The organism is Pseudomonas sp. P5_109 (genome assembly GCF_034009455.1).
Lineage (GTDB): Bacteria > Pseudomonadota > Gammaproteobacteria > Pseudomonadales > Pseudomonadaceae > Aquipseudomonas.
The window spans coordinates 5,289,492-5,301,634 of record NZ_CP125380.1 but is presented as its reverse complement, the minus strand read 5'-3'; the positions used below and the strand labels follow the sequence as shown (position 1 = coordinate 5,301,634).

The 12,143-nt window shown below is 58.8% G+C and carries 12 protein-coding genes; 10 read left to right on the top strand and 2 right to left on the bottom strand.

Annotated features, from left to right (window positions below; all coding sequences use genetic code 11):
- Positions 1 to 75: 75 nt before the first annotated feature.
- Together QMK54_RS23395 and QMK54_RS23390 are read right to left on the bottom strand one after the other, a co-directional pair.
- On the bottom strand, positions 76 to 1,740 hold the full coding sequence (locus QMK54_RS23395) for an electron transfer flavoprotein-ubiquinone oxidoreductase (RefSeq protein ID WP_320401430.1): 1,665 nt from the start codon (positions 1,738 to 1,740) through the stop codon (positions 76 to 78).
- A gap of 253 nt (positions 1,741 to 1,993) precedes the next feature.
- Complete coding sequence (locus QMK54_RS23390) at positions 1,994 to 2,290, bottom strand: hypothetical protein (RefSeq protein ID WP_146242066.1); 297 nt, start codon at positions 2,288 to 2,290, stop codon at positions 1,994 to 1,996.
- On the opposite strand from QMK54_RS23390, the gene QMK54_RS23385 reads away from it, so the two are divergent.
- The 10 genes from QMK54_RS23385 (at position 2,289) to QMK54_RS23340 (ending at position 11,879) form a co-directional block, all read left to right on the top strand.
- A complete protein-coding gene (locus tag QMK54_RS23385) occupies positions 2,289 to 3,038 on the top strand; it encodes an electron transfer flavoprotein subunit beta/FixA family protein (RefSeq protein ID WP_007945693.1) in 750 nt (249 codons plus the stop codon). The two genes, QMK54_RS23390 and QMK54_RS23385, sit on opposite strands and share 2 nt — an antisense overlap.
- Positions 3,039 to 3,968 carry an electron transfer flavoprotein subunit alpha/FixB family protein gene (locus QMK54_RS23380; RefSeq protein WP_320401429.1) on the top strand — a complete coding sequence of 310 codons (930 nt, stop codon included), beginning with the start codon at positions 3,039 to 3,041 and terminating at the stop codon, positions 3,966 to 3,968.
- A 199-nt stretch (positions 3,969 to 4,167) separates the two neighbouring features.
- Positions 4,168 to 5,004 carry a substrate-binding periplasmic protein gene (locus QMK54_RS23375; protein ID WP_110662558.1) on the top strand — a complete coding sequence of 279 codons (837 nt, stop codon included), beginning with the start codon at positions 4,168 to 4,170 and terminating at the stop codon, positions 5,002 to 5,004.
- 9 nt (positions 5,005 to 5,013) lie between these two features.
- The gene (locus tag QMK54_RS23370) at positions 5,014 to 5,370 is read left to right on the top strand and encodes a DUF4398 domain-containing protein (protein WP_223591131.1); all 357 of its coding nucleotides are present in this window, start codon (positions 5,014 to 5,016) and stop codon (positions 5,368 to 5,370) included.
- Positions 5,367 to 6,179 (top strand): OmpA family protein, encoded by an 813-nt coding sequence (locus QMK54_RS23365; RefSeq protein WP_110662560.1) that lies wholly within the window; start codon positions 5,367 to 5,369, stop codon positions 6,177 to 6,179. The genes QMK54_RS23370 and QMK54_RS23365 overlap by 4 nt, the downstream gene beginning before the upstream one ends.
- Positions 6,180 to 6,380: 201 nt before the next feature.
- Complete coding sequence (locus tag QMK54_RS23360) at positions 6,381 to 7,820, top strand: PLP-dependent aminotransferase family protein (RefSeq protein ID WP_008050371.1); 1,440 nt, start codon at positions 6,381 to 6,383, stop codon at positions 7,818 to 7,820.
- Between the two features lie 80 nt (positions 7,821 to 7,900).
- Positions 7,901 to 8,380 carry a translation initiation factor 2 gene (locus QMK54_RS23355; protein WP_110661188.1) on the top strand — a complete coding sequence of 160 codons (480 nt, stop codon included), beginning with the start codon at positions 7,901 to 7,903 and terminating at the stop codon, positions 8,378 to 8,380.
- A gap of 166 nt (positions 8,381 to 8,546) precedes the next feature.
- On the top strand, positions 8,547 to 8,801 hold the full coding sequence (locus tag QMK54_RS23350; RefSeq protein WP_007973695.1) for a YkgJ family cysteine cluster protein: 255 nt from the start codon (positions 8,547 to 8,549) through the stop codon (positions 8,799 to 8,801).
- 41 nt (positions 8,802 to 8,842) lie between these two features.
- On the top strand, positions 8,843 to 9,448 hold the full coding sequence (locus tag QMK54_RS23345; RefSeq protein ID WP_110661187.1) for an START domain-containing protein: 606 nt from the start codon (positions 8,843 to 8,845) through the stop codon (positions 9,446 to 9,448).
- 337 nt (positions 9,449 to 9,785) lie between these two features.
- Positions 9,786 to 11,879, top strand: coding sequence for an LTA synthase family protein (locus QMK54_RS23340; protein ID WP_320401428.1), 2,094 nt, complete (start codon positions 9,786 to 9,788; stop codon positions 11,877 to 11,879).
- Positions 11,880 to 12,143: the final 264 nt, after the last annotated feature.

Genomic DNA, 12,143 nt, shown 5'->3' with positions numbered 1-12,143 from the left:
CTCCTACAAGGGGGGATCATAATTTCAGGCAACAAAAAGGCCCCCAATCGGGAGCCTCGATGTTCGCGGTTCGGCTTACATGTTCGGGTAAGTCGGGCCGCCAGCGCCTTCCGGCGTTACCCAGGTGATGTTCTGTGCAGGGTCCTTGATGTCGCAGGTCTTGCAGTGAACGCAGTTCTGGGCGTTGATCTGGAAGCGCTTCTCGCCATCTTCCTTGGTGATCACTTCGTACACACCAGCCGGGCAGTAACGCTGTGCCGGCTCATCGTACAGCGGCAGGTTCTTGCTGATCGGGATGCTTGGATCGGTCAGCTTGAGGTGGCACGGCTGCTCTTCTTCGTGGTTGGTACCGGAGATGAACACCGAGCTCAATTTGTCGAAGCTGAGCTTGCCGTCCGGTTTCGGGTAGTCGATCTTCTTGCAGTCGGCCGCCAGTTTCAGGCACGCGTAGTCCGGCTTGGTGTCGTGCAGGGTGAACGGCAGTTTGCCGCCGAAGATGTTCTGGTCGAGCCAGTTGAAACCGCCACCGACGATGGCGCCGAACTTGTGGATCGCCGGGCCGAAGTTGCGGCTGGCGAACAGTTCTTCGTAGAGCCAGCTCTTCTTGAACGCATCCACGTAGGTGGTCAGCTCTTCGCTGCCATCCTTCTCGGCGAACAGCGCGTCAGCCACCGATTCTGCGGCGAGCATGCCGGACTTCATCGCGGTGTGGCTGCCTTTGATCTTGGCGAAGTTCAGGGTGCCGAGGTCGCAACCGATCAGCGCGCCGCCCTTGAAGACCATTTTCGGCAGCGAGTTCAGGCCGCCCTTGCAGATGGCGCGAGCGCCGTAGCTGATGCGCTTGCCGCCTTCCAGGTGCTGGGCAAGCACCGGGTGATGCTTGAGGCGCTGGAACTCATCGAACGGCGACAGGTAGGTGTTGCTGTAGGACAGGTCGACGATCAGACCCACCACGACCTGGTTGTTTTCCAGGTGATACAGGAACGAGCCACCGGTGTTCTCGGTGCCCATGATATCCATCGGCCAGCCGGCGGTGTGTACCACCAGGCCAGGCTGGTGCTTGGCCGGATCGACTTCCCAGATTTCTTTCAGGCCGATGCCGTAGTGCTGGGCATCAGCGTCAGTGTCCAGGTTGAAACGCTTGATCAACTGCTTGCCGATGTGGCCGCGGCAACCTTCGGCGAACAGCGTGTACTTGCCACGCAGTTCCATGCCCGGCGTGTACAGGCCTTCCTTTGGATGGCCTTCGCGGTCGACGCCGAGGTCACCGGTGATGATCCCGCGCACTACGCCGTTCTCGTCGATCAGCGCTTCCTGGGCAGCGAAGCCCGGGTAGATTTCCACGCCCAGGTTCTCGGCCTGCTGGGCCAGCCAGCGGCACAGGTTGCCCAGGGAGATGATGTAGTTGCCTTCGTTGTGCATGGTCTTGGGCACAAAGAAGTCAGGAATTTTCTGCGCGCTTTCAGCGTTCTTCAGAACAAAGATGTCGTCGCGGGAGACGGGGGTGTTCAGCGGCGCGCCGAGTTCTTTCCAGTCCGGGAACAGTTCGTTCAGGGCGCGTGGTTCGAACACGGCACCGGACAGAATGTGAGCACCGACTTCGGAGCCTTTTTCGACCACGCAGACGCTGATTTCCTTACCGGCTTCGGCGGCCTTCTGCTTCAAGCGGCAGGCGGCGGAAAGACCAGCGGGGCCGGCACCGACGATGACAACGTCGAATTCCATGTATTCGCGTTCCACAGGTTATCTCCTACTCAAGGCTCAACAGTTTTTTTTCTAATTTGGAGGTTGGGTGTCGCATCCATGAATCCCAGCGCAACGCCGGGAGCGGACAATCGATTGACCACCTTTCTCTTTGGGTGGCGCATTATATCTACACCACTCTCAGCGTCCAATACAAACGTTTGTTTGAATCGGCTCAAAGCCAGAGAAATCAAAGTCACGCGCCTTATGAACGGCTATTTTGGCGTATTGACCGGAATAGGCGTTCCGGTCAAGATACGGTCGGTTTTGCGCTCGCCGTAGGCTGACTGTTGGTTTCAAGAGCACCTCTAAAGACAGGGCGATGGCAGTAGAGAGTGATGCGCTGCGCGGGTTTGATGCGCAGTTTACACGCCGCGATGTTGAATGACTCGTCAGTCACCACTGACGAACGGTCATCCAGATCATGAGCGATGGTCACTTGACACCTTTGCCGGCGTTTTTGGAGGTGCCCTTGCGCCCGATGAGCATCAACCGCCAGGTTCGCCCAGGCGATTTTCTTTTCACCGGAGAGTAACGAGGAATCCATGAAGGTTCTTGTAGCTGTCAAACGCGTTGTGGATTACAACGTCAAGGTTCGCGTCAAGGCGGACAATTCCGGCGTCGATCTTGCCAACGTCAAGATGTCGATGAACCCGTTCTGCGAGATCGCCGTGGAAGAAGCCGTACGCCTGAAAGAGAAAGGTGTTGCGACTGAAATCGTCGTCGTCTCCGTAGGCCCGTCCACCGCTCAAGAGCAACTGCGCACCGCGCTGGCTCTGGGTGCCGACCGTGCCATCCTCGTCGAGTCCGCCGAAGACCTGACTTCCCTGGCTGTTGCCAAACTGTTGAAAGCTGTTGTCGACAAGGAACAGCCTCAGCTGGTGATCCTTGGCAAACAGGCCATCGACAGCGACAACAACCAGACCGGCCAGATGCTCGCTGCATTGAGCGGCTACGGTCAGGGCACGTTCGCTTCGAAAGTCGAAATCAGCGGCGACAGCGTAGCTGTAACCCGCGAAGTCGACGGCGGTGCGCAGACAGTTTCCCTGAAACTGCCGGCCATCGTCACCACCGACCTGCGTTTGAACGAGCCGCGCTACGCGTCTCTGCCAAACATCATGAAAGCCAAGAAGAAGCCTCTCGAAGTGCTGACTCCGGACGCTTTGGGCGTTTCCACCGCCTCCACCAACAAGACCGTGAAAGTCGAAGCGCCAGCTGCACGCAGCGCGGGTATCAAGGTCAAGTCGGTGGCTGAACTGGTCGAGAAACTGAAAAACGAAGCGAAGGTAATCTAAATGACTATCTTGGTTATTGCTGAACACGACAACAAAGTAGTGGCCCCGGCCACGCTGAATACTGTGGCTGCCGCCGCCAAGATTGGTGGTGATATCCACGTTCTGGTTGCTGGTCAAGGCGTTGGCGCCGTGGCTGAAGCTGCTGCGAAAATCGCTGGCGTGGCTAAAGTGCTGGTAGCCGATAATGCTGCCTACGCTCACCAGCTGCCGGAAAACGTCGCTCCTCTGGTTGCAGAGTTGGGCAAGAGCTACAGCCACATCCTGGCTGCCGCGACTTCCAACGGCAAAAACATCCTGCCGCGCGTTGCCGCTGCACTGGACGTTGACCAGATCTCCGAGATCATCTCGGTAGAAAGCGCCGACACCTTCAAGCGTCCGATCTACGCCGGTAACGCCATCGCTACCGTTCAGTCGAACGCTGCGGTCAAAGTGATCACCGTGCGTGCCACCGGTTTCGACCCGGTTGCCGCTGAAGGTGGTTCGGCTGCCGTTGAAGCCGTTGCTGCTGCACACGACGCTGGCATCTCCAGCTTCGTTGGCGAAGAACTGGCCAAGTCCGATCGTCCGGAACTGACCGCTGCCAAGATCGTCGTTTCCGGCGGCCGCGGCATGCAGAACGGCGACAACTTCAAACACCTGTACGCCCTGGCCGACAAGCTGGGCGCTGCCGTTGGTGCTTCCCGCGCCGCGGTCGACGCAGGTTTTGTACCGAACGACATGCAGGTCGGTCAGACCGGCAAGATCGTTGCGCCACAGCTGTACATCGCCGTCGGTATCTCCGGCGCGATCCAGCACCTGGCCGGCATGAAAGACTCCAAAGTGATCGTTGCGATCAACAAGGACGAAGAAGCGCCGATCTTCCAGGTGGCCGATTACGGCCTGGTGGCAGACCTGTTCGAAGCCATCCCTGAGTTCGAGAAGCTGGTCTAATCCGGCTGCTTCACTTATAAAGAGCCCGACCTTATGGTCGGGCTTTTTTTTGCCTTTTTCCCTTGTGGTAGCGAGCCTGCTCGCGATGGTCTCATATGCACCGCGTGTATCCAGGATCCCCGCGTCATCGTTGACGCCCATCGCGAGCAGGCTCGCTCCTACAGGGGGGGCATAACCGGTTTGAGTGGAGTGAACTGCCATGGATCTGCGTCTTGCGTGGAGCTTGCTGGGATTGGCGTTATTGCCGACGTTGACGGTCGCCGCAGGCAAATGCGAACGCCTGGTGGTGACCGGCAGCCCGGACGCGCCACCGTACCTGTGGCAAGACCCGCAGAATCCCAAGCACCTGATCGGTGCCAGCGCCGATTTGCTGCAGCAAGTGGCGGGGGAGTTGGGGCTCAAGGTCGAACTGCTTTATGCCGGCAAGCGTTCCCAGGCCCTGGACGAAGTGCGCAGCGGGCGCATGGACATGCTGGCGGACGCAGCGTTGACAGTCAGCGAGTTGGAAACCCTGGATTACATCCACCCACCCTTGCTGGAAAACGACTATCTGGTCTGGACTCGCAAGGACTCGGTGCTGGTCTACAACGAAGCACAGGACTTGCACGGGCATTCCGGAGCTGTGTCGGAAAAAGCTCGATTGACTCAGGAATTCAGCACCTTTGCCGGACAGCAACTGACCCTCGCGCGCACGTCCAACCTGACCCAGGCCTTTCAGAAATTGCTGTTGGGCGAGGTCGAATTTGTCCTGGCAGGGCGTTACTCGGGCATGGCGACCGCACAGACACTGGGCATGGCCGGCGATCTGAGCGCGCGCTCGCAACCGGTCGACAAGCCTGGCCTGTACCTGGCGATTTCCCATGACTCTGCCTGCAACGATCCATGGTTGCGCGGACAGTTGGCTAAAAAGATGACAGAATTGCCCGCGTCCGGACTGACGGAGGCCGTGCTGATGCGCAATATCGAGCGTTGGAAGGCTCAACGTTCACAGCCGCAGCAACCCCCGCAACAACCCGTCAGTACCCCAAAACAGTAGGGATATTTAGTGAGTATTCGACCTCTTTTCGCTGCCATGGCCATTGCCGCCCTGGCGGGTTGTGCAACCGATCCTGCGCCGAATGAACAATTTCGCCTGACCGAGCAGGCGCTCGAACAGGCCAAGGCCGTGGGCGCCACCGCCGACGATGTGCCGGAAATGAAACTGGCCGAAGACAAGTTCAACCGCGCCAAGGGCAACATGACCGATCAATCCTTCAAAAATGCACGCATGCGGGCCGAACAGGCCGAACTCGATGCGCGCCTGGCTGAAGCCAAGGTGTTGACGGCCAAGAGCGAAGAACAGTTGAGCGTGCTGAACACCCGCATCGCCCGCTTGCACAAGCAACTGGGAGATGCCGAATGAGCCTCAAGAGCAAAGCCCTCGGCGGTTTGATCCTGGCAGGTTGCGCAAGCCTGTTTGGCTGCGCCAGCCAGCACAGCGAGACCGCGTTGCAGCAGGCCGGTGCCGACTTTCAGAAGGTCAAGGAAGATTCCAATGTGCTGCGCATCGCCCCCAAGGACGTGATTCGCGCCGGTGAGTCCCTGGCCCGTGCCGATCGCCTGTCCAGCTATTGGGGCAGCGGTTCGGACGTGGTGCATTACGCCTACCTGAGCCAGCGCTATAGCGCCATTGCCCGGGAACACACCAATCAGGCGCTCAACGAAGAGCAAGCGGCAAAACTCGAACTGGAGCGCCAGCGCCTGCAACTGGCCCTGCGCGAATCCAAACTGTTCAGCGTGCAGCAGCAAGGCAAATGGCTCGAAGAACAGATCCTGGCATTGACCACCACCCAGACCGACCGCGGTCTGGTGATGACATTGGGCGACATGCTGTTCGACACCGGCGAAGCGGAATTGAAACCGTCGGCCAACCGCGTGGTGTTGAAGATCGTGCAGTTCCTGCAACTCAATCCCAAGCGTGTGGTGCGGATCGAAGGTTATACAGACAGTACCGGGGGCAAGCAGGAAAACCTCAAGCTGTCCCGCGACCGCGCGCAATCGGTGGCTGATGTGCTGATGGACCTGGGTATCGACGACAAGCGCATCCAGGTCGAGGGTTATGGCGACGAGTATCCGGTGGACGCGAATGCGTCGGAACGGGGCCGAGCGCAGAACCGTCGGGTAGAAATTGTGTTTTCCGACGAAAAGGGCCAGCTCGGCGCCGCCCGCTAAGGGTTGCGTCGCTGGAAAGCCCGGCCTGCCATGCAGCGCCGGGTTTTTTTACGCCTGCCGATTACCGCACAAAACAGTACAGATTTTGCTGACACTGCACTGTACGGTCGACTATTGTGGCAACTGTCCCCGTACACTTCTAAACTGTTCCGGTATTGTTTTACACAAGAATAAAATGCCCGTGAAATCGAGTGCTGCGTCATGACCAATCTTTTGCTCTATCAACGTATTGCTCAACAACTGGCCGAAGACATCCGTCGTGGGGTCTATCAGCCGGGAGAGCGCGTGCCTTCGGTGCGCAAGATGAGCTCGCAGCTCAATGTCAGCCATGCAACGGTGTTGCAGGCGTATGCCAATCTCGAAGATCAGGGTCTGATCCGCGCCCGGCCGCAGTCAGGCTACTACGTGCACCAGACGCCGGCACTCACCGCGCCGACGCCGGACATCGCCCGGGTCGAGCGCCCGGGCCTGGTCACCCGCAGCAGCATCATTCAACAAGTGCTGGTCGAATCCCGTCGTGAAGGTGTCTTCCCGCTGGGCGCCGCGGTGCCGAGTGTCGACTATTTGCCGGTGCGGGCACTGCATCAACAATTGGCCAAAGTCACCCGTTTCCATAGCCCGCGGGCCTTCAGCTACATGTTCAGCCCCGGTTTCGAACCGTTGCGCCGACAGGTGGCGATCCGCATGCGCGATGCCGGCGTGGTGGTCGATCCGTCGGAAGTGGTGATCACACACGGCTGCGTCGATGCGCTGCAGATGTCCTTGCGCGTATTGACCCGTCCCGGCGATCTGATCGCCGCCGAATCGCCGACCTATTACGGGTTGCTGCAACTGGCCGATCTGTTGGGCCTCAAGGTCATCGAGATCCCCAGCGATCCCGCCACGGGCATGAGCCTGGAAGCCCTGCAACTGGCGGCCAACCAATGGTCGATCAAGGCGTTGGTGCTGACTACGCGGCTGAGTAATCCATTGGGCGGCACCATGCCTGAAGAGCGGCAGAAACAACTGCTGCGCCTGGCGTCGGACTTCGATATCCAGATTGTCGAAGACGATATCTACGGTGAGCTGATGTTCGAGCAGGGGCGCACCAAGTCCCTCAAGGCCTACGATCGGCTGGACCGGGTGATCTATTGCTCAAGCTTCTCCAAGACCCTGTCGCCTGGCGTGCGGATCGGCTGGATGATTGCCGGCAAATATCAGCAGGAAATCCAGCGCTTGCAGACCTTCAGCACGCATTCGGCGTGCAGCGTGACCCAGATGGGCATTGCCGCTTATCTGGAAAATGGCGGGTACGACCGGCATTTACGCTTCATCCGTCAGGAGTACCGGAAAAACCTCAGTGCCTTCCAACTGGCCGTGCAGCAGTATTTCCCCGAAGGCACGCAGATGACCCGGCCTACCGGGGGCTTCATTCTGTGGGTCAGTCTGCCGGGACGGGTCAATACGCAAGAGTTGCATGTGCGGGCATTGCAGCAGGGCATCAGTATTGCGCCGGGGCTGATCTTCAGTAATACCGAGCAGTTCAATCACTGTATTCGTCTCAATTGCGGCATACCCTGGAACCGTGAAGCCGAGCGCGCGTTGATGACGTTGGGCATGTTGGCCACTCAACTCTGCCAGGAAATGGCAGGCGGTTTGTAACAGGCGGCTACTTCGCTTGTCTTGTGGGCTGCAACAGGCGAGCATATGCACCTCTGCCGCTTGCACCCACCGTGGGATCCATGAAACCGATTTTTCCTGCCGCCTGGCTTTTGCTCTGCCTGTTCATGAGTATTCAGCCAGCATCCGTCATTGCCGCCACCGAGCAGGAACAGGCTACCGGCAGTTTCCACGTTGCACCGATAAAACCCGAACCTGTGAAAAAAAACTCGCCGGCCAAAAAAGCGGCGACACCTGTGAAAAAGCGTCCGCCCATTGCCTCCAAATCGAAACCTGCCAGTGAGGTGGTAAAGACCGAGCTGCCATCCGCCAAGCTGGACCTGAGCTTGCCCAAGGATATGGTTCAGGAGCTGAAGCCGGTCGGAACGGTGCCGTTGATCAGGCGTGAACCGCTGTTGCCCCAGTTGTTCGGTGACAAAAGCGGCAGTAGCCCGTTCCAGCTCAACGGCCGCCTGCTCACCAATGAAATGCAGCTGCAACTGCGCAATGAAGAGCGCCGCGAGGTCGAAGGCGCAGCACTGGATTTCGAGTTCAAGCAGTAACCTGATCCCGATCCGCGAGCCTCGGACCAGACGCTTTGTCGGAGACTGGCCGGTCATGCACGTTTGCACTGAAAAACCCGCTCGCAGGTAATTTAAAACAACTGTTTTAGCGGGTACTCTGTGCCCCGTCCTTTTACACATTGCTCGTCGCGAGGAGCTTGTCGTCATGAAATGCCGTGAGGGCTGTGGCGCTTGTTGCATTGCCCCATCCATCAGTTCACCGATTCCCGGTATGCCCAACGGCAAGGCCGCGGGGCAACGTTGCCTGCAACTTTCCGCCGATAACCTGTGCAATATTTTCGGCCAGCCGGAACGGCCGGCGGTGTGTTCTGCCTTCGAGGCCGACCCCGAGGTGTGCGGAAGCAGCAGCGAAGAAGCCATCCGGTTGATTGGCTGGTGGGAGCAAATGACGGCGGCGTGATGTGTACAACGAACGGAACTTCAACAATAAGGAATAAGACTATGGGTTCGCTGCATCGTATGGCTGTGCTGTGTGGTTTGACGGTTGTGCTGGCTACCTCGACGGCCCAGGCCGAAGACTGGAAAGTCAAAAAAGACGAAGACGGCATCAAGATCTCCCTGAGTGAAGTGGCCGGGTCCGACTACAAGGCTTACCAGGGCGTCACGCTGATGAAAACCACCATGGCCAAGCTGCGTGCGTTGCAGGAAGACGTGTCCGGAGCCTGCGCCTGGATTCACGAATGCAAAACCCAGAAGCTGCTCAAGCACGAAGGTGACCAGAGCTGGACTTACACTCAGTTCAACACCCCATGGCCGGTTACTCCGCGTGATTCGGTGCTGCACGTCACTACCACCGAAGGTGCCGATGGCAGCGTGACCCGCAAGCTCGAAGGCGTACCGAAGTACATTCCTGAAGAAAAAGGCTTCGTCCGGGTCGCCAAGGTCGACGGTTTCTGGAAGTTCGTACCCAAGGGCGACCAGATCGAAGTGACCTATCAGGTGCACACCGAACCGGGCGGCAGCGTGCCGTCGATGGTGGCCAACAAGTTCGTGGTGGATGCCCCGTTCAATACCCTCAAAGCCCTCAAGGAACGCGCCGAGAAGTAAGGGCGTGGTGCTTTCAAGGTGACTTCGCAGCGCCCCGACCGGTTCGGGGCGTTTGCGTTTTTGACAGGGCAGGGTGCTTTAATTTGTTTCCGAATATGCGTTGCACGAAATTTTCACCCGATCTCCAAGACAATTCGCCGGCTCTCCCGCAACACGTTGCGTATTCCCGAGTGCAGGATGAAACAGTCGGGATGCGGGTAGTAATCAATGGCAATGCTGCCTTCGATCGTGCAACATTTGCGCACCGCGCAAACCCCCAGGCCTTATACGGGCCGAAAAGAGGGCAAGGCGCAGCTGTATTTTTGAAACTTCAACTTCCAATGGGTCCTAAAACGACATGGCAATCCCGGACGCCCTGAATCAGCAGCGAGCTTCTAGTCGCCTGCTGCAACCGACCGTCAAATCGCATCTGGCCTACACGCTGTTGTGTGCCCTGGTCATGATGGTCATGTTCAGCCTGCTGCGCGTCGCGCTGCTGGTTTACAACCGCTCGATGATCCTCGACACACCGGCATCGACCTTCCTCGAGGCATTCGCCAACGGTCTGCGTTTCGACCTGCGTCTGGTGGTCTATCTCAGTATTCCGTTGCTGCTGGCATTGTTCAGCGCCCGGGCCATGGTGGCACGCGGACTGTTCCGCCTCTGGCTGACGATCGTTTCCAGCATTGCGCTGTTCCTGGGCCTGATGGAAATGGACTTCTACCGTGAGTTCCACCAGCGCCTCAACGGCCTGGTCTTCCAGTACGTCAAGGAAGATCCGAAGACCGTGATGAGCATGCTCTGGTACGGTTTCCCGGTGGTTCGTTACCTGCTGGCCTGGGCCGTGGGCACCTGGATCCTGAGTCTCGCCTTCAAGGGCGCGGACCGTGCGACCCGCCCTCGTGGCCCTTTCAGTGGCGGCAGCATCGGCACGCGGCAGATTGCCCCGTGGTATGCGCGCATCGGGGTATTCGTGGTGTGCTTGCTGATCTGCGTGGTCGCCGCGCGTGGCACCCTGCGCCAGGGCCCGCCGCTGCGTTGGGGTGACGTCTATACCACCGACTCGAACTTCGCCAACCAGTTGGGCCTCAACGGCACGCTGTCGCTGGTAGCGGCTGCCAAGAGCCGGATGTCCGAGGATCGCGACAATATCTGGAAGGCGACCCTGCCACAGCCACAAGCCCAGCAAGTGGTGCGTGACATGCTGGTAGTGCCGGCCGACAAACTGGTGGATGTCGACACCGCGGCGGTACGTCGCGATTACACGCCGCCAGCCGACAAGACCCTGCCGATCAAGAACGTCGTTGTGATCCTGATGGAAAGCATGGCCGGTCACTCGGTCGGCGCGCTGGGCGGGCCGGGCAACATCACGCCGTACCTCGACAAGCTGTCGAAGGAGGGCTTGCTGTTCGACCGCTTCTTCTCCAACGGCACCCATACCCACCAGGGCATGTTCGCCACCATGGCCTGCTTCCCGAACCTGCCGGGTTTCGAATACCTGATGCAGACCCCGGAAGGCAGCCACAAGCTGTCCGGTTTGCCGCAGTTGCTCAGTGCCCGTGACTTCGACGACGTGTATGTCTACAACGGCGATTTCGCCTGGGACAACCAGTCGGGGTTCTTCAGCAACCAGGGTATGACCAACTTCATCGGCCGTAACGATTACGTGAATCCGGTGTTCTCCGATCCGACCTGGGGCGTGTCTGACCAGGACATGTTCGACCGCGGCCTGGTCGAGCTCAAGGCAAGGGAAAACGGCAAGCCGTTCTATGCCTTGCTGCAAACCCTGTCCAACCACACGCCTTACGCCTTGCCGACGCCATTGCCGGTCGAGCGCGTGACCGATCGTGGCAGCCTGAACGAACACCTGACCGCCATGCGTTACTCGGATTGGGCACTGGGCCAGTTCTTTGAAAAGGCCCGCAAGGAGCCGTACTTCAAGGAAACCCTGTTTGTCATCGTCGGTGACCACGGCTTTGGTAACGAACAGCAGATCACCGAAATGGACCTGGGCCGCTTCAACGTGCCGATGCTGATGATCGCGCCGGGCATCCAGGAAAAGTTCGGCCAGCGTGACCACACGGTGGGCACCCAGATCGACATCGTGCCGACCATCATGGGCCGCATCGGTGGCGAAGTGCGTCATCAGTGCTGGGGGCGCGACCTGCTCAATCTGCCGGAAGGCGACGCCGGCATTGGTGTGATCAAGCCATCGGGCAGTGAGCAGACTACGGCTATCCTCACCGCCGACCAGATTCTGGTCCTGCCGAAAGACAAAGACATGGCGCCGAAGTTGTATCGGTATGAATTGGGTGCCAATCCTCGCGCCGAAATCATTGCTGATGCGCCGCGTACCGCCGAGTTGAAACTCAAGCTCGAATCGTTCCTGCAAACGGCGACCAAGAGCCTGCTGGACAATACTGCCGGTGTGATTGACGGCAAGCCGGACTAAGTACTCCGTCAGGCCTTGCTGCCTGATCTCAGGCAACAAAAAATCAGAATCCGATGCCTGCACTGGCATCGGATTTTTTTATGCCTGCCGGGTGGCGATGTACCGCACTCGAGGGTGATACCTGTCAACTTTGACAGTAGACACCCTTGGAGTGTGGGTATTTCATACAGGTGCTTCGGGTATCTGTTCCAACGTTTGCAACAGCGACGTTGCGAGCGGGCAGTGTCGCAAGGATGAGTGTCTGCCGTTCCTGTCTCTATGGCT